This window comes from Anaeromyxobacter sp. Red801, from assembly GCF_049201065.2.
Lineage (GTDB): Bacteria > Myxococcota > Myxococcia > Myxococcales > Anaeromyxobacteraceae > Anaeromyxobacter.
In genome coordinates this window covers 4,939,910-4,956,871 of the sequence record NZ_CM181236.1, presented here as the reverse complement: position 1 = coordinate 4,956,871, position 16,962 = coordinate 4,939,910, and the positions used below count along the sequence as shown (strand labels likewise).

Below are 16,962 nucleotides of genomic sequence, written 5' to 3'. Positions count from 1 at the left end.
CGCGCCCTCCTCTCGAGCGACATGCGGCGCAGCTTCTCACGTGCATGTCCATGCAAGCAACGCGGGGCGCGGGAGGACGCCGGGATCAGCCCGGCAGCCGGCGCCCGTCCGTCCGGGCCCCGGCGCGGTCGGCCAGCTTCAGCCAGACGACGCCGGCGATGATGACCGCCAGCCAGGCGGCCTGGACCGGCGTCAGCGCCTGGTGGAGCAGGACGCTGCCGAGGACGGCCGCGCCCACCGAGCCGATGCCGGCCCACACCGCGTACCCGATCCCCACGTCGATGGTGCGCAGGGCGACGCTCAGCGCGTACAGCGTGAGCAGGAAGAACAGCCCGGCGGAGATGGACCAGCCGGGCACCGTGAAGGCCTTGCTGCCGGCGACGCTGAGCGCGTAGCCGATCTCGAAGGCGCCCGCGAGCAGCAGCATGATCCAGGCGCGCCCGTTGCCCGTGTTCCTGTTCGTCTCGATGTTCGTCGTCATGTCCGTTCCTCGTGGAGTACCCGCTGCGTGATGGAGGGAGGCCGCGCTCGCCGCTCAGGCGGCGCCGCTGAGCCGCAGGCCCACGACGCCGCCGATGACGAGCGCGATGCCGAGGAGCTTCTGCCAGCCGAGGCGCTGCCCGAAGAACAGGGCGCCCAGGATCACGACCCCGACGCCCGCCACCGACGTCCAGATCGCGTAGCCCACCCCGACGTCGAACGTCAGCAGCGCGAGGCTGAGGAAGAAGGTGCCGATGGCCCCGCTGACGAGGGTGGCGGCCGTCCACCCGGGCCGGGTGAACCCTCGTGCATTGCCTGCGGAGATGGCCACCGCGATCTCGAAGATCACGGCGACGCCGAGATGGAGCCAGCTCATGTCGTGTTCCCCTGGGTCGGTTCGTTCAGGAAGCGCCGCCGGGCGGCGCGCCTAGTTTGTTGCTTGCGCATGCATGTAGTTAGGACCGGCGACGCCGTCAAGTCCTTGCATGTGCATGCACCTCGAGCGCGGTCGGCACGGCCCGGCAAGAAGGGGGCAGCGGGGGTCCGGGTGGGCACGGGGTGACCGGAACCGCGGGGGCGAGATCGGCTCACGAGAGGCGCGTGGAGGGACCGTGGACGCGGCGCCGCGTGCGGGATTGGGGACGCGCTCCGAGCGGATGCGCCCGGGCGGCACCCGTTTTTCTCTTCGTGAAGATTTGACGCACCTGGGGCGCGGCGACGGTTTCGCGCTCTGGGGCGCGCGAGAACGGGCGCTCCGCACGCTGCCGCGGCGCCATGGCGCCGCGTTCGCGTGTCGCGAGGGGTCGCGACCCCTCGGCGGCGATCGTGCGTCCTGGGCCGTCCTGGCGCGTTTCACGATGGGCGAATTTCACGTGCGATGCTTCGGGCATGGACACCGCACGCGAACTCGCCGACGACCTCGCCCGCCTGCTCCGCCACGAGCACGGCGCCCTGGCCGACTTCCTTCTCGCCCTCGCCCGCTTCGACGAGAACCAGCGGCGCGAGCTGGGCCACACCTCGCTGTTCTACTTCCTGCATCGCGAGCTCAAGCTCTCGAAGGGCGCCGCCCAGAACCGGAAGACGGCGGCCGAGCTCATCCAGGCGTTCCCGGAGGTCGAGTCGGCCCTTCGCTCCGGTGAGCTGTGCCTGTCCACGGTGAACGAGCTGGCCAAGGTGCTCACCCCTGAGAACCGCGCCGCGGTGCTGCCGCGGTTCTTCGGGCTCTCACGCCGCGAGGCGGAGGCGGTCGCGGCGGCGCTCCGGCCGGCGGCGGTGGTGCCGGACCGCGAGGTCGTCACCGTCGTCCGCGCAACCGGGTCCGCGCCGCGGCCGCTCACCCTGGCCGCGCCACCCCCGCCGGCCTCGGCGCCGCCCGGCGATTCGGTTCATCCGGATGAACCACCGCGGCCCGTGGTTCACCCGGGTGAACCGCCTTCCTTCGTGACCACCGGTGGGTCGTCCACGCTGCCGGCGGCGCCACCGCCACCGCGCGAGACCGTGAAGCCGCTCGACGCGGAGGTCGCGCGCCTGCACCTCACCGTCTCACGGGCGTTCCTCGACAAGCTCGAGGCCGCCACCGACGCGCTCGGGCACGCGTGCCCGGGCGGGACTGCGGCGGAGATCCTCGAGCGCGGGCTGGACCTCGTCCTCGCCCAGCGGGCGAGGCGTCACGGCCTGGTCGAGAAACCTCGCAGGAGCCGCGGCCGTCCCGCCCGCCCCGATGCGATCCCGGCGGAGGTGAAGCGGGAGGTGTGGCGGCGCGCGGGGGGCCGCTGCGAGTGGACGCTCGGGTCCGGCGAGCGCTGTGGCTGCCGGCGCCGGCTCGAGTACGACCACATCCGGCCCCTCGCGCTGGGCGGCGCGTCGACGATCGACAACGTCCGGCTCGTCTGCCGGCCGCACAACGTCCTCGCGGCGCGGCAGGTCTTCGGGGACGCGCTGATGGACCGCTACACCGCGCCTACAGGTTGGTGCTCCGCAGCACCGCGCCGCTGGACGCGTTCGTGACGAGGTGCGCGTAGCGGCGGAGCCAGGACGAGCCGGGGTCGCGGCGCTTCGGGCGGAACCCCTCGCGGCGCCGCGCCAGCTCGGCGTCCGAGACGTCCACGGTCAGCGCGCGCGCCGCCACGTCGATGGTGATCCGGTCGCCGTCCTGCACCAGCCCGATCACGCCGCCCTCGGCCGCCTCCGGGGAGACGTGGCCGACGCAGGCGCCGCGGGTCGCGCCGGAGAAGCGGCCGTCGGTGACGAGCGCCACGCTCTCGCCCAGGCCCATGCCCATGATGAGCGAGGTGGGGGAGAGCATCTCCTGCATGCCCGGCCCGCCCTTCGGCCCCTCGTAGCGGATCACCACGAAGTGCCCGGGCTTCACCTTGCCGCCCATGATCCCGGCGATGGCCTCGTCCTGCGAGTCGAAGCAGATCGCGTCGCCGGTGAACTTGCGCATCGAGGGCTGGATGCCGGCGGTCTTCACCACCGCGCCCTCCGCGGCCAGGTTCCCGAACAGCACCGCCAGGCCGCCCACCGGCGAGTAGGCGTTCTCGAGCGGCCGGATGAGCTCCGGGTCGGCGGTCCGCGCGTCGCGGATCCGCTCGCCGACGGTCTCGCCGGTGACGGTGAGCGCGTCCTCGCGGACGATGCCGCCGCGGCGGGCGGCCTCGCGCAGCACCGCGGGCACGCCGCCGGCGCGGTGGATGTCCTCCATGTGCACGGTCGCGAGCGACGGGGCGATCTTCGCGATGTGCGCGACCTTGCCGGCGATCTCCTCGATGTCGCGCAGCGACAGCGGCGCGCCGGCCTCGCGCGAGATGGCGAGCATGTGCAGCACGGTGTTGGACGAGCCGCCCATGGCCATGTCCACCACCATGGCGTTGTGGATGGCGTCGCGGTTCACCAGGTTGCGCAGCTTGAACCGCTCGTCGGCGGCGATCTCCACCGCCCGCCGCGCGGCGCGCCGCACCAGCGCCTCGCGCTCGGGGGTGAGCGCGAGCACGGTCCCGTTGCCGGGCAGCGCCACGCCCATGGCCTCGCACAGCACGTTCATCGAGTTCGCGGTGAACATGCCGGAGCACGACCCGCCGGACGGGCACGCCTGGCACTCGATCTCGTACAGCTCGGCGTCGGTCAGCTGCCCCTGCGCGCGCTTGCCCACCGCCTCGAACGCGGTGTTGAGGTCGATGGGCGTCCCGTCGTGCAGGTGGCCGGCCTTCATGGGCCCGCCGGACACGAACACGGTGGGCACGTTCACGCGCAGCGCGCCCATGAGCATGCCGGGCACGATCTTGTCGCAGTTCGGGATGCAGACGAGCGCGTCGAGCTGGTGCGCGTTCATCACCGTCTCGATGGAGTCGGCGATGAGCTCGCGCGACGGCAGGCTGTAGCGCATGCCCTCGTGGCCCATGGCGATGCCGTCGTCCACGCCGATGGTGTTGAACTCGAACGGCACCCCGCCGGCCTTGCGGATCTCGTCCTTCGCGATCCGGCCGTACTCCTGCAGGTAGTAGTGGCCCGGGATGATGTCGATGTGGCTGTTGGCGATGCCGATGAACGGCTTCTCGAAGTCGCCGTCGTTGAGGCCCGTCGCGCGGAGGAGGCTGCGGTGGGGCGCACGCTCGAAGCCCTTCTTGATCCGGTCGCTGCGCATCCCACCTTTTTCGCGGAAAGGCGCGTGGAAATCAATCGGCCGAGCGCGCGCGCCGCGGCGGGCGGGCGTGCGTCCCCCTCGCCGCCCGGCGCGCCGGGGCGCGCCGCGTTAGATGGAGGTCGATGCGTGCCCCCGGCTTCGACGAGGCGACCGAGCGCGTGCGGCGGGCGCTCGGCGCGCGGCCGCGCCGGACGCTGGAGGTCCCGGGGTTCCGGCCGGCGGCGGTGCTGGTCGCGCTGCTCGACCGGCCCGGCGGCCCCTCCGTCCTGTTCACCCGCCGTTCACAGGCGCTCGAGCACCACCGCGGCGAGATCTCCTTCCCGGGCGGACGGCTCGAGCCGGGCGAGGACGCCCCGGCCGCCGCGCTCCGCGAGGCGCACGAGGAGGTGGGGCTGGCGCCGGCGGCGTCGGAGGTGCTCGGGCTGCTCGACGACCTGCCCAGCGTGGCCGGCTACGTGGTGACGCCGGTCGCCGCCTCGGTGCGCGCGCCGCCCGCCGCGTTCACCGCCGCCGCCGACGAGGTGGACGAGCACTTCGAGCTGCCGCTGGCGCAGCTCCTCGACCCGGCGCTGCGGCGCGCCTCCCTGTGGGATCCCGCCCGCCTGCCGGAGCGGCTCGCGACGGTGGTGGCCCGCGCGGCGGTGCCGTTCGAGGACGTGGACCCGAGGACGGGGCACTGGCGGGTGTGGTCGTTCCACGCGGACGAGGCGCGGGTGGTCTGGGGCCTCACCGCCCGGATCCTCGCGGATCTCCTCGATCGGGCCTTCGCCGGGCGGGGGTGACCCCGGACGCCCGCGTCGGGGGGGCGTGTCGCGCACGGGGATTTGCGGGCTTACCATCCCGGCGTGAGCCGCACGCCCGCCGCCCTGCTCGTCGCGCTCGCCGCCGCGGGGCTCGCGGCCGGGGGCTGCGGCAACCCGACCTTCGATCGGCGCATCGACCAGGGCGGGCGCGGCGTGGGCGAGGCGTGCACGCGGGCCTCCGACTGCCGCTCCGGCCTGTGCCTCTCGCGCGTCTGCGCCGCGTCGATCCCGGCCGGCGCGTGCAGCCCCTCCGGTCGCCGGCCGGTGATCGCGCTCGGCGCGGTGGCCGGCCCGGCGGAGCGGCCGCCCGACGTCCCGGATCCGCCCTGCGCGCTGCCGGTCAACGCGGCGGTGATCGGGCCGGTGCAGGAGCGCGGCACGCACGCGCCCGGCGACGAGGTCTCGTTCGACGTGCCGCCCGGCACCACCGGGTTCACGCTCTACTTCCAGGAGGTGGACGGCACGGCGCCGGAGGCGGTGGACTGGCCCGGCGCCGGGCCCGCCGCGAACGCGCCCTTCCCGCAGGTCGTGGTGGACGGGGGCGGCGCGCGCTTCTACGACGACGCCGCCAGCCCGCCCGTCGTGAACGGGGTGCGCGACTACAGCCAGTGGCTCCTGTTCTATGCCGGCGTGATCCCCTCGGCCGGCGCGGTCACCGTCCCGAACACCACCACCGCGCTCGACCGCATCCGCTCCGACGGCCAGCTCGCGCCGGGCGCGTGGCGGTTCACGCTGAACGACCTCGCGGCCGCCTGCACCACCACCACCGGCTGCACCGGCGGGAGCACCGAGGGGCGCTACGACGTGAAGGTGGTCACCCGCGCCGGGCCGCTCGTGTCCACCGGCACGCTCGACCTCGAGATCTACCTCGTCTCCTCCGACCCCGCGCACCCGGAGTACACCGCCGCGAACGCCGCCGCCGATCCGTCCAACAACGCCACCGCCGCGCAGTTCCGCCGCTTCGTGGACGGGCTCCAGTCGCTGTTCGCCCGCGCCGGCGTGTGCCTCGGCACCGTCACCTTCCACGACGTGGCGGACTGGGCGCGCACCGAGCTGAACACGCCCAGCATCGACGACTCCGGCCCGTGCAGCGAGCTCGCGCGCCTGTTCCGGCTGGCGGAGCCGCGGAGCGCGGTGCACCTGTTCCTGGTGGACGAGCTCACCACCTCCGCGAGCGGCGGCGGCGGCACGGTGGTGGGGCTCGACGGCTCGATCCCCGGCCCCTCCGGCGTGCCCGGCGGCGTGAACAGCGGCGCCGCGGTGGTGCTCGCGGACCTCGGCGCCGAGGCGGCGCCGGGCGCGTGCTCGCCGGCGAGCCCGTTCTCGGTCGCCGCCTGCGGCACCGACGTGGTCTCGTACATCGCCGCCCACGAGGCGGGCCACTGGCTCGGCCTCTACCACACGACCGAGGCCACCGGCACCGCGCTCGACCCGATCGCCGACACGCCCGGCTGCCCGTGCGGCACCTGCCGCTCGCCGTCCTCGCCGATCCCCTGCGGCAGCGCGCTCCTCTCCGCCCCGCAGTGCGCCGGCACCTCGGGCTGCGGCGGCGGCGACAACCTCATGTTCTGGCAGATCGACCCGTCGATCGCGCGCGGCACGCTCACCCCGCAGCAGGGCGAGGTCGTGCGGCTCAACCCCGCGGTTCGCTGAGGGAGGTCCCCGTGCTCGCGCCCGGCCTCGCCGCCGCCCTCGCCCTCTCGGCGCTCGCCGCCGCCCCCGGGGCCGCCGCGCCCTCCACCGCCGACGAGGTGCGGGCGATGCTCGGCACCATCGACCGGACCATCCCGGCGGAGGCGTGGCGCGCGCTCGGCCCGGAGGCCGGGCCGCTGCTCGAGGCCGCGGCAACGAGCGGCAGCGAGCTCCCGAGCCGCCGCGCCCGGGCGCTGGAGGGGCTGGCGGCGCGCGGCGGGGCGCGGGCCGAGGCGCTCCACCGCCGGCTCGCCGCCGACGCGGCCGCGCCGCGCATCGTGCGCGCCGGCGCGGTCCGCGGGCTCGGCGCGCTCCTGCCGCCCGCGGGCCTGGGCGAGGCGCTCGTCCCGCTCCTCTCCGACCGCGACCCCCGCCTCCGCCGCGCGGCGGCCGAGGCGCTCGCCGCGCGGGCGCCGGCCCAGGGCTGCGCCGCCGTCCGCGCGCAGGCCGCCCGCGAGCCGGGCCGCGCGCTCGCGCGGGCCGTCCAGGCGTGCGAGCGCGCGGTGCCACGCCGACCCTGATCGCCCCGCGCGATCGTCGTCGCGGCGCCGGACCCCTGCTATCGTCCGGCCGTGCTCGCGCTCGCCGCCGCCCTGCTCGCCGCCGCCACCGCCTCCGGCCCGCCCATGGCCTGCGAGCGCCTCGCCAGCCTGTTCCCGAACGCGCCCCGCCCGCAGGGCGGGGAGCCCGGCTGCGCCGCGGCGCTGCGCGAGGCGTGCGACGCGGGGCGGCGGCTCGCCTGCGCCGAGCTGGGGCGCGTGCTCGAGGCGGGCACCGCCGGGCCGGCGGATCCGGCCGGCGCCGCCGCGCTGCACCGCCGCGCCTGCGACGCCGGCGTGGGCGCCGCGTGCGCCCGCCTGGCGCGCCACCTCCGCGAGGCCGGGCAGCCGGCGCGCGCGGTGACGGACGCGCTCGAGGAGGGCTGCGCGCTCGGCTCGGGGGTGGCCTGCCTGGAGCGCGCGGCGGCGGAGCGGGACCCGGCGCGCGGGGCGCGGCTCCGCGAGCGCGCCTGCGATCTCGGCGAGGCGGACGGCTGCCTCGCGATCGTGGCCGGCGCGCCGCCCGCCCGCGCGCAGGCGCTGCGGGATCGCGCCTGCTGGCTGGGCTCGGCCGACGGCTGCGCGGCCGCCGGCGCGGGGCTCGCGCGCGGCGACGCGGGGCGCGAGGATCCGGTCGCGGCGCGGCTGCGCCTCGAGCGCGGCTGCGAGCTGGGCGGCGCGGAGGCGTGCGCGCGGCTCGGGCTGGTGCTGCTCGCGGAGGGGCGGCGCGGCGAGGCGGCGCGCGGCGCGCGGCTGCTGGTCGAGGGCTGCCCGGCGCTCGGCGCGGAGGAGTGCCTGGACTCCGCCGAGGCCTGGCTGAAGGGCCCGCAGGCGGTCATCGACGAGGGCTCGGATCCGGCGCTGCTCGACCTCGCCTGCCGGCGGAAGGTCCCGGACGCCTGCGCGTGGCTGGGGCGGATGGTGCAGGAGGGCCGGCGGGTGCCGGCCGACGGCCCGCGCGCCGCCGAGCTGTACCGGCGCGCCTGCGAGGCGGGCCGCGCGAGCGCCTGCTCCGACCTGGGCGTGCTCTACCGGTTCGGCGCCGGCGTCCCGCGCGACGAGGCGCGCGCCGGGGCGCTGTTCGCCGGCGCCTGCGAGCAGGGCGTCGAGCGCGCCTGCGCGCTGCGCGACGATCCCTCCCGGCCGATCGACTGATCGCCGGGGTCAGCTCGCGAGCGCGAGCGGGCCTGGCGCGTCGCCCAGCGCCGCGACCTCGATCGGGCCCGCGGCCTCGAGGCCCTCGGCCCGCAGCTCGGCGCGGAACAGCTCCTCCGCCTCGCGCGCGTCCCAGGCGCGGACGTGCGCCACGCGCCGGCCCTCGGGCGACGCGATGGTGCAGCGGTAGAACGACTCCCGGTGGGCGTTCATGGCGGTCCTCGGTTCGGAGGGCGCGCGGTCCGGTGACGGCCCGGTGGCGCCGCGGCGAAAGGTAGCGCCCGCGGCATGGCGCCACGGTGCCGGGATCGTGTCGTTCTCGTGACGACCGGCGCCGCCCGCTCCCTCAGGCGGCCGGCAGGGCGGGCGGGTCGTCGGGCCGGAGCGGGCGGCCCAGGGCCCGCGCCACCGCGTCGAGCAGCGGGTGCTCCTCGACCGGCTTCGCGACGAACGCGTCGGCGCCGGCCTGCAGGAGCGCGCGGGCCGCGCCGTCGTGCCCGGAGATCCCCACCACCGCCAGGTTGCGCAGGCGGCGCTCGCGCGAGCGGCGCAGCAGCCGCACCAGCTCGGAGCCGAGCATGCCCGGCATGACCTCGTCCACGATCACGAGCTCGGGCGGATCCGCGAGCGCGAGCGCCAGCGCCGCCTCGCCCGAGTCGGCGTCGATGGGCGTGTAGCCCGCCCCCTCGAGGATGAGGCCGATCAGCTTGCGGATGAGGTGGTTGTCGTCCACCACCAGGATCCGGATGGGCGCCATGGTTGGACCTCGCGCCAAGGCTAAGGGCCCACCCTGACACGGGCCAGCCCGGCAGTTGACGCCTGTCGAGACCGCCCCATCAGAGAACGCCTCTCGGTGAGCGACACCCCGGTCACCACGCGCGTGCGCTCAGCGGCCGTGGTGCTGCGAGACGTCGGCGGAGGCGTCGGCCTGCGCCCACATGGAGCGCGGCGTGCGGGCCTGCTCCATGATGGCGATGCCGATCGCGCAGGCCAGGAACACGGCCAGGGCGAGCATCCACGGCCGGAACTCGAGCAGATCCCGGGGCTGCACGGGACGGCGCCCCCGGCTCTCGTCTTCCCACGGCCACATCATGCCCCGTAAGTAGACCGCGATTCTCGCGAGATGCAACCCCTAGCTCGGGATGACGAGCGGGCGTTCAGGGGATCCCCCGGTTGGGCGGGGAACCTCCGGCCCGCCACCTCCGGCCGGGCGGCTACACTGTTCCGCCCATGATCCCCCTGCTCGTCGCGCTCGCCCTGTCGGCGGCCCCCTCCCAGCCCCGGACCCTCCGCCTCGACCTCTTCCACACCGGCACCGCCACCGAGGAGCGCTTCGCGGTGGACCGGGTGGTGCTCGAGCCGTTGCCGTTCCCGGGCAACCCGGCGCGCCCGGTGGACGACACCAACCTCGGCAAGTACTTCTTCGAGGTCCGCGACCTCGCCACCAACCGCGTCGTCTACTCCCGCGGCTACGCCTCCATCTACGGCGAGTGGGAGACCACCGAGGACGCGCGCAAGGTGAGCCGCACCTTCTCCGAGTCGCTCCGCTTCCCGGCGCCGGACGCGCCGGTGCAGGTGGTGGTGAAGAAGCGCGGCGCGGGGAACGCGTTCCAGGAGGTCTGGTCCACGGTGGTCGATCCGAAGGACCGCTTCGTGGATCCGTCGCGGCCGCCCTCGCCCGGCCCGGTGATCGAGCTCCTGAAGAGCGGCGACCCCGCCCACAAGCTCGACCTGCTGCTGCTCGGCGACGGCTACACCGAGGCGGAGCGCGGCAAGTTCGAGAAGGACGCGCGCCGGCTGGTGGCGGAGCTGTTCGCGCACGAGCCGTTCCGCTCGCGGAAGGCCGACTTCAACGTGTGGGGCATCTGCCCGCCCGCCGAGGAGAAGGGCGTCTCCCGCCCGCTCACCGGCGTGCACCGCCGCACGCGCGTGGGCTCGACCTACGACGCGTTCGGCTCGGAGCGCTACCTGCTCACGTTCGAGAACCGCTCCATGCGCGACGTGGCGTCGTTCGCGCCGTACGACGCGCTCGCCATCCTCGCGAACGGCGAGACCTACGGCGGCGGCGGCATCTTCAACCTCTACGCCACGGTCGCCGCCGACAACCGCTGGGCCGGCTACATCTTCGTGCACGAGCTGGGGCACCACCTGGCCGCGCTCGCCGACGAGTACTTCACCTCGGACACCGCCTACCTCTCGCCCGAGGGCCGGCCGGAGCCGTGGGAGCCGAACGTGACCGCGGACCCCAAGGCCCCGAAGTGGGGCGACCTCGTCGCCGCCGGCACGCCGCTCCCCACGCCCTGGCCGAAGGACGTGTTCACCAAGCGCGCGAACGAGTTCCAGGACCGCCGCAAGCGCATCCGCGCGCAGAACCGGCCCGAGGCCGAGATGGACGCGCTGTTCCTGGCGCAGCAGAAGGAGGAGACCGCGCTGCTCGGCGACGCCCGGTTCTCGAAGGCGGTCGGCGCGTTCGAGGGCGCGAACTACGAGGCCACCGGCTACTTCCGGCCGCAGATGGACTGCGTGATGTTCACGCGGGACCCCGTGCCGTTCTGCGCCGTCTGCCAGCGGTCGATCGGCCGCGTCATCGACCTGTACACCGCGCGGTGAGGCCTCCCGGCGGGGGCGCGCACCGCCCCCGCCGCCCCCGACCCGGAGTCGTTTCGTCCTGACCCAGAGTCGTTTGCCGAGGGCCGTTCGGTCCCCGTCAGGGGGATACCGTTCCGGGCGTGCTGCAACGCGTTATGATTCTAAAGTCAGCGACGGCGCCATCCCCCCCGCGCCGGCCCGGAGACCGCCATGGTGGACAAGAAGACCGCGAGCTTCATGCGCTCGCTCGCGCTGGGCGACATCGAGGAGGAGATCCTCCTGCCCTACCCCGAGCCGCGCCGCGCCGAGAAGGAGACCCTGGAGGCCATCCAGCAGACCCTCAAGTCGATGCTGGGCGGGCGCGGCGCCGACTTCCGCGCCTGGGACCGGGCCGGCGAGATGCCGCCCGGGTTCGTGCAGGAGCTGAAGGACGCCGGGCTGTTCAGCCTGGTGGTCCCGGAGCACCACGGCGGCATGGGGCTCGGCGCCACGGCGTACGCGCGCGTCATCCAGGAGCTGGGGCGCTACGACGCGTCGGTCGCGGTGACGGTCGGCGCGCACAGCTCCATCGGCATGCGCGGCCTGCTCCTGTTCGGCACCGAGGAGCAGAAGGCGCGCTTCCTGCCGCGCCTCGCCACCGGCGAGCTCATCGCCGCCTTCTGCCTCACCGAGCCGGGCGCCGGCTCCGACGCGGCCAGCATCAAGACCACCGCGGTGCGCGACGGCGACGACTGGGTCCTGAACGGCGAGAAGCTCTGGATCACGAACGGCGGCATCGCGGACTTCTTCACCGTCTTCGCGAAGACCTCGCTGGAGGGGCGCGGCCACATCACCGCGTTCATCGTCACCCGCGACCTGAAGGGCGTCTCGACCGGCCCGCACGAGGACAAGATGGGCATCCGCGCCTCGTCCACCACCACGGTGGTGCTCGAGGACGTGCGCGTCCCCGCGGCGAACGTGCTCGGCGAGGAGGGCAAGGGCTTCAAGGTCGCGATGAAGATCCTGAACGCCGGCCGCACCGGCCTGGGCGGCGGCTCGGTGGGCGGGATGAAGCGGCTCATCGAGCTGTCGGTGGCGCAGGCGAAGGAGCGCAAGCAGTTCGGCCAGCCCATCGCCAGCTTCGGGCTCGTCCAGCAGAAGATCGGGCAGATGGTGATCGACTGCTACGCGGCCGAGAGCGTGGTGAACATGGTGGCGGGGCTGGTGGACCGCGGCTTCGAGGAGACGCAGGTCGAGGCGGCCATCTCGAAGGTGCTCGCCAGCGAGAGCGTGTGGCGCACCGCCGACGAGGCGCTGCAGATCGCGGCGGGCTCCGGGTACATGCGCGAGATGCCGTACGAGATGGCGCTCCGCGACACCCGCATCAACCGCATCTTCGAGGGCACCAACGAGATCCTCCGGCTGTTCATCGCGCTCACCGCGGTGAACGACCTGGGCCAGGAGCTGGCCGACGTGGCGGAGTCGATGAAGGGCGTGCTCGCCGATCCGATCAAGGGCTTCGGCGTGATGTCCGACTACGCGAAGCGCCGCGCCGCGCTCGCCACCGGGCTGCGCCGCAAGAAGGGCAAGTGGACCATGCTCCACCCCGCGCTGGCCGAGGACGCGGCGGTGTTCGAGGGCGCGGCCACCGACCTCGCCATCGCCGCCGACAAGCTGCTGCGCAGGTACGGCAAGAAGATCGTGGGCGCGCAGCTCCTCACCAAGCGGCTCGCCGACGCGATGATCGACCTGTTCACGCTCGCCTGCATGCTGGCGCGCGTGTCGACGCGCCTCGAGGACCACGGCGAGGCGGCCACCGTCGAGGAGCGGCGCATCCTCACGGTGTTCGCGCGCCAGGCGCGGCGGCGCGTGGAGGCCGGGCTCGCCGGCCTCGAGCAGAACGAGGACGGCGCGCTGCAGGCGGTCGCGGCGCACGCGCTCGAGACCGGCCGGTACGGCTGGGACAACCTCTAGCGCGGAGCGCGGAGCGCCCGCGCGCTCCCCGGGGACGGTGGAGCGCGCGGGCCTGGTTCGCGCGGTCGAGGAGCCCCGCGGGTGCGGCGGCCTACGCCGCGTGCAGGAAGGCGAACACGACCTTGCGCCAGCCCTCCTCGCCGAGCGCGGCGGGGAGCGGCTCGACGAGCGCGCCGCCGTCGGCCGCGGCGAGGCCCAGCTCGGACTCGACGAAGCGCGAGAGGCGGGTGCGCTCGGCCGCGAGCCAGCCGCCGGCCTCGCGGTCCTGCGGCAGGCGCATGTAGGCGGCGTCCGCGGGCGCGACCGTGAACAGCCAGCCGCCGCCGTACGGCTCGCGGTGCACCAGGCCCGGGTCGCGGCGCACGGCCGGGTTCACGCGCATGACCTTGCCGTCCACCGGCGCGCCCATGCGCACGGTCCGGCCGCCGGCGCGGAGCACGACGATGGGGTCGCCGCGGTGGACGTCCATGCCGGGCCGCGGCAGCTCGACCGAGGTCACCGACGGCAGGATGTGCCGCGCGAGGTCATCGACACCGACCGTGAACTCGCCGGTGCGGCGCCCCGGCGCGAGCCAGGTGTGGTTGGGCGCGAAGTAGGCCCCGGGCCGCCAGGCGAGCCCGTCCGCCATGGGCACCGCGCGTGCGCGCCGCTGCCGCACCGTGTGGATCGCGACGCCGAGGAGCACCGCGGGGATCGCGAGCGCGAGCCCGCCCGCGATGCTGAGCGCGAGGCGTCCACCCATGCCGACCAGGAGCGAGCCGGCGGCTTCCAGGATCTCCATCAAGGTCGTCATCTCCGCTGCCGCCTTTCCGGCGGGAGGGTCCCCCCGAGCCTGCGGAGCCGCTCCGCCGAGAGGACTCATCGCAAGGGGCAGGCCAGCTCGGGACCCCAGCGGTTTCGCGCCCCTGCGATTCCCCGCGGCCGGCTGCCGCGTCGAGAAGCTCACCACACGCTGGGTGCGGCACGCGCGAACCGGCCGCGATCACTGCGCTTCGTTCCCGCGTCGAGTTCCTCCACAGGTGCTGCGATCCTCACCTGCGCCGGGCGCCGGTGGAGCGTCGTCGAGGCCTCCCGGCGAGCCGCGGTGGCCCCCCGCGGCGCCGCCCCACCGGATGCGGCCGGCGAGGCTTGCCCCCGCCGCCCGTGCCGCCAAGCTTCCGGTGCGGAGGTTCCACGGATGCTCCGCCACGCCCTCGCGATCCCGCTCGCGGCCGCCCTCGCGCTGCCGGCCCGCGCCGAAGACCCCGCGCCGCCGGTGGAGGGACGGCTCGACGCCGGCGCCGCGCAGGTCGAGATCCTCGGCCGGCCGGTCCGGGTCGGCGAGCGCATCGAGCTCCCCGAGGGCTACCTGATCGTGGAGGAGCAGGGCACCGAGGACGGGCGGGTGGGCTCGTTCAGCGTGGTCCCGGCGGAGTCGTTCCAGCCGGTCGCGACGCTGGCGATGGCCGCGGACGAGGGCGCCGGGCGAGGCACGGCCTCCGACGCCGCGCCCGGCTCGGCGCCGCCCGCGCCCGCCGTGCTCCCCGCCGGCGCGCGCGCTGCGGCGCCGTGCCGCGCCGAGCGCGCCGCCTACCTGCGCGAGCTGTGGAAGACCTCGGGCATCGACGTGAAGGACCCCGACGCCCTGCTGGCCGGGCTGGAGGCGGGCGAGGCCGGCCCCGCCACCGGCTACTACTGGTTCGCGCTCGCGACCGACCCGTTCCGCCCGCTGGCCTGGTCGTCCGACCTGCGCGAGCGCGCCGAGACGCTGGCGCGCTGCGTCCGCGGTCGCTGAGCCCCGACACTACCCCCCGGCGAGGGCGCGCCCCTCGTCGTGCCGCGGCTCCGGCGGCGACGCGTCGCGCTCGCCCCCCTCCGCGCCGACCGGCAGCTCCAGCCGGAACACCGCGCCGCCGCCCGCCGGCGCCTCCACCGACACGCGGCCGCCGTGCGCCTCGGCGATGCTGCGGGTGATGTAGAGCCCGAGGCCGAGGCCCCCGGTCCCCGCGCTCCGCTCGCCCTGCTCGAACAGCTCGAAGATGCGCGCGCGGTCCGCCTCCGAGATGCCGCGCCCGGCGTCCGCCACCGCCACCTCGACCGAGCCGCCGCGCCGGGAGACCCGCAGCGCCACCGGCCCGGACGCGCCGTGCTTCACCGCGTTCGAGAGCAGGTTGGTGATGACCTGGTCCACGCGCCCGCGGTCCCACACGCCGTGCAGCGACTCCGGCGCCTCCACCGTGAACGCGCGCCCCTGCAGCGCGAGCACGTCCTCGAAGCGCCCGGCCACGTCGCGCGCGATCTCGACGAGGTCGCAGGGGGCGCGCTCCAGCGCCAGGCGCCCGCTCCGGATCCGGGCGAGGTCGAACAGGCTGTTCACCAGGCCGCCGAGCCGCTCCACCTGCTTCACCGCGCCGCGCACGCGGCGCTGCAGCTCCTCGCGCGAGCCGGGCGGCACCGGGATGCGCCCGGTGTCGAGCAGCTGGTTCAGCACGCGCGCCTGCAGCAGCAGCGCGGCGAGCGGGGTGCGCAGCTCGTGCGAGGCGATGGAGAGGAACCGCTCGCGCAGCTCCACCGCGTCCTGCGCGCGCCGGTAGAGCAGCGCGTTCTCCACCGCCTGCGCGACGCGCCGGCCCAGCTCGGCGACGAGCTCGAGGTCCCGGGCGCGCGCCGGGCGCGCGGTGAACAGGCGCATCGTGCCGAGCCGCTGGTCGTGGGCGGTGAGCGCCACCTGCACGATCTCCGCCGCCTCCAGCGCGTCGAGATCGCGCGCCAGCTCCTCGCCGTCCGACTCGAGGAGGCCGGACGGATCCTGGATCACCTCGGTGCCGCGCTCCGGCCCGCGGCCGAGCGCCGGGTGGCGGGCCACGCGCTCCAGCGCCTCGCGCGCCTCCGGTCGCACGTGGGCGACCGCGCGCACCGGCGGGCCGCGCGGGTCGACCACCACCTCCACCGCGCAGCCCTCGCCGAGCGCGGGCACCGCCACCGCCGCGGCGCGCGCCACCGTGTCCTGGCAGTCGAGCGAGGTGGACAGCTCGGCGGTCGCCCGCGACAGGAGCTCCAGCGCGGCCCGCCCCTCCACCACCTCCGTCACCTCGACCGAGAAGCCGCGCAGCTCGAGGCCGCCGCCGTCCTCGCCCGGCAGGAGCCGCGCCGCGGTCTCGAACCACGCCTCGGTGCCGTCGGCGCGCACGAAGCGGTGCTGCAGCGTGGCGCCGGGGCCGCCGGCGGTGATGGCGCGGAGCGACGCCAGCACGCGGTCGCGGTCGGCCGGGTGCAGCGCCGCCGGGAACATGCCCGCGTCCGCGGTCCACCGCTCCATCGGGTGGCCCAGGATCGCCTCGGCGCTCGGGCTCACGAAGCGGCACACCAGCGTGTCGGGGTCGATCACCCAGACCAGCGCGTGGGTGATCCCCTCGACCAGCGTGCGGTAGCGCTTCTGCGCCGCCTCCTGCCGGCGCAGGCTCTGCAGCTCGAACTGCGCCAGCGCCAGCGCGTGCTCGCGCCGCTCGTGCGCGCGGAGCTGCTCCGCCTGCGCCAGGATCTGCCGCTGCGCCCGGTGCAGCGCCACGAACGCCGCCACCTTGGAGCGCAGCAGCTCCGGGGTCACCGGCTTGAACAGGTAGTCGACCGCGCCCGCCTCGTAGCCGCTCAGCACGCGGCGCTCGTCGGCGCCGTACGCGGTGATGAAGACGATGGGGATGTTCCGCGTGCGCGGGTTCTGCCGCACCAGCCGCGCGGTCTCGTACCCGTCCATCTCCGGCATGTTGACGTCGAGCAGGATGAGCGCGCACTCGTCGCGCAGGAGGAACCGGAGCGCCTCCGCGCCGGATCCGGCCTTCACCAGCTCGTACCCCAACCCGGCCAGCGCCGACTCGAGCGCCAGCAGGTTCGCCGGCCGGTCGTCGACGAGCAGGATCTTCGCGGCTTCGACACCGTCCATGGACGCTCCGGGGGTACCGCCGAAATGCGTCCATGATCCGTTCGACCCCCCGCATGCGTAACGCCCCCGGTGCGGCCCCTTCCCGCCAGGGTTCACTCGCACTGTCCGTCAACGACCTCCCCGCGAGGGGAGTGGAGGAAAGCGCTCCAGATGGAGAAATCGTACCCCTCTTCCCGTCCTTCTCCCCGA

The 16,962-nt window shown here is 75.3% G+C and carries 16 protein-coding genes; 8 read left to right on the top strand and 8 right to left on the bottom strand.

The annotated features are described in order from the left end of the window. Positions 1–85 precede the first annotated feature (85 nt). Together ACOQFB_RS22820 and ACOQFB_RS22815 are read right to left on the bottom strand one after the other, a co-directional pair. Complete coding sequence (locus tag ACOQFB_RS22820) at positions 86–481, bottom strand: DMT family transporter (RefSeq protein ID WP_059439227.1); 396 nt, start codon at positions 479–481, stop codon at positions 86–88. A 54-nt stretch (positions 482–535) separates the two neighbouring features. After that, entirely contained in the window at positions 536–856 is a 321-nt protein-coding gene (locus ACOQFB_RS22815; RefSeq protein ID WP_059439226.1) for a DMT family transporter, read from the bottom strand. A gap of 512 nt (positions 857–1,368) precedes the next feature. Between ACOQFB_RS22815 and ACOQFB_RS22810 the strand changes: the two genes are divergently transcribed. Then, positions 1,369–2,487 (top strand): HNH endonuclease, encoded by a 1,119-nt coding sequence (locus tag ACOQFB_RS22810; protein ID WP_421610511.1) that lies wholly within the window; start codon positions 1,369–1,371, stop codon positions 2,485–2,487. On the opposite strand, the gene ilvD is transcribed toward ACOQFB_RS22810, so the two are convergent. Next, a complete protein-coding gene (ilvD, locus tag ACOQFB_RS22805) occupies positions 2,441–4,123 on the bottom strand; it encodes a dihydroxy-acid dehydratase (protein ID WP_421610510.1) in 1,683 nt (560 codons plus the stop codon). The two genes, ACOQFB_RS22810 and ilvD, sit on opposite strands and share 47 nt — an antisense overlap. 122 nt (positions 4,124–4,245) lie before the next feature. Here ilvD and ACOQFB_RS22800 point away from each other — a divergent pair, with 122 nt between their 5' ends. The 4 genes from ACOQFB_RS22800 (at position 4,246) to ACOQFB_RS22785 (ending at position 8,312) form a co-directional block, all read left to right on the top strand. Then, positions 4,246–4,905 (top strand): NUDIX hydrolase, encoded by a 660-nt coding sequence (locus ACOQFB_RS22800; RefSeq protein ID WP_059439223.1) that lies wholly within the window; start codon positions 4,246–4,248, stop codon positions 4,903–4,905. A 63-nt stretch (positions 4,906–4,968) separates the two neighbouring features. Then, positions 4,969–6,579, top strand: a complete 1,611-nt coding sequence (locus ACOQFB_RS22795; RefSeq protein WP_059439222.1) for a zinc metalloprotease — start codon at positions 4,969–4,971, stop codon at positions 6,577–6,579. A gap of 11 nt (positions 6,580–6,590) precedes the next feature. Further along, positions 6,591–7,139 carry a hypothetical protein gene (locus tag ACOQFB_RS22790; protein WP_421610509.1) on the top strand — a complete coding sequence of 183 codons (549 nt, stop codon included), beginning with the start codon at positions 6,591–6,593 and terminating at the stop codon, positions 7,137–7,139. A gap of 51 nt (positions 7,140–7,190) precedes the next feature. Then, a complete protein-coding gene (locus ACOQFB_RS22785) occupies positions 7,191–8,312 on the top strand; it encodes a tetratricopeptide repeat protein (protein WP_421610508.1) in 1,122 nt (373 codons plus the stop codon). Positions 8,313–8,321: 9 nt separating this feature from the next. Here the strand turns inward: ACOQFB_RS22785 and ACOQFB_RS22780 are convergent, their stop codons facing one another. The 3 genes from ACOQFB_RS22780 to ACOQFB_RS22770 all read right to left on the bottom strand — a co-directional run bounded on the left by ACOQFB_RS22780 (position 8,322) and on the right by ACOQFB_RS22770 (position 9,363). Beyond that, the gene (locus tag ACOQFB_RS22780) at positions 8,322–8,525 is read right to left on the bottom strand and encodes a hypothetical protein (protein ID WP_059438872.1); all 204 of its coding nucleotides are present in this window, start codon (positions 8,523–8,525) and stop codon (positions 8,322–8,324) included. Positions 8,526–8,658: 133 nt separating this feature from the next. Then, positions 8,659–9,069 carry a response regulator gene (locus ACOQFB_RS22775; protein WP_059438873.1) on the bottom strand — a complete coding sequence of 137 codons (411 nt, stop codon included), beginning with the start codon at positions 9,067–9,069 and terminating at the stop codon, positions 8,659–8,661. A 129-nt stretch (positions 9,070–9,198) separates the two neighbouring features. After that, positions 9,199–9,363 carry a hypothetical protein gene (locus tag ACOQFB_RS22770; RefSeq protein WP_237758130.1) on the bottom strand — a complete coding sequence of 55 codons (165 nt, stop codon included), beginning with the start codon at positions 9,361–9,363 and terminating at the stop codon, positions 9,199–9,201. Between the two features lie 179 nt (positions 9,364–9,542). Here ACOQFB_RS22770 and ACOQFB_RS22765 point away from each other — a divergent pair, with 179 nt between their 5' ends. Both ACOQFB_RS22765 and ACOQFB_RS22760 read left to right on the top strand, forming a co-directional pair. Further along, positions 9,543–10,922, top strand: a complete 1,380-nt coding sequence (locus ACOQFB_RS22765; RefSeq protein WP_421610507.1) for an IgA Peptidase M64 — start codon at positions 9,543–9,545, stop codon at positions 10,920–10,922. A 189-nt stretch (positions 10,923–11,111) separates the two neighbouring features. Next, positions 11,112–12,854: an acyl-CoA dehydrogenase family protein gene (locus ACOQFB_RS22760; protein ID WP_059438876.1), complete on the top strand. Its 1,743-nt coding sequence runs from the start codon at positions 11,112–11,114 to the stop codon at positions 12,852–12,854. 91 nt (positions 12,855–12,945) lie between these two features. Here ACOQFB_RS22760 and ACOQFB_RS22755 read toward each other — a convergent pair whose 3' ends face one another. Continuing rightward, entirely contained in the window at positions 12,946–13,635 is a 690-nt protein-coding gene (locus ACOQFB_RS22755) for a glycine cleavage system protein H (RefSeq protein WP_421610506.1), read from the bottom strand. A 396-nt stretch (positions 13,636–14,031) separates the two neighbouring features. On the opposite strand from ACOQFB_RS22755, the gene ACOQFB_RS22750 reads away from it, so the two are divergent. Further along, on the top strand, positions 14,032–14,628 hold the full coding sequence (locus tag ACOQFB_RS22750) for a hypothetical protein (RefSeq protein ID WP_059438878.1): 597 nt from the start codon (positions 14,032–14,034) through the stop codon (positions 14,626–14,628). A 9-nt stretch (positions 14,629–14,637) separates the two neighbouring features. Here ACOQFB_RS22750 and ACOQFB_RS22745 read toward each other — a convergent pair whose 3' ends face one another. Beyond that, positions 14,638–16,773, bottom strand: a complete 2,136-nt coding sequence (locus ACOQFB_RS22745) for a hybrid sensor histidine kinase/response regulator (protein ID WP_059438879.1) — start codon at positions 16,771–16,773, stop codon at positions 14,638–14,640. Positions 16,774–16,962 lie beyond the last annotated feature (189 nt).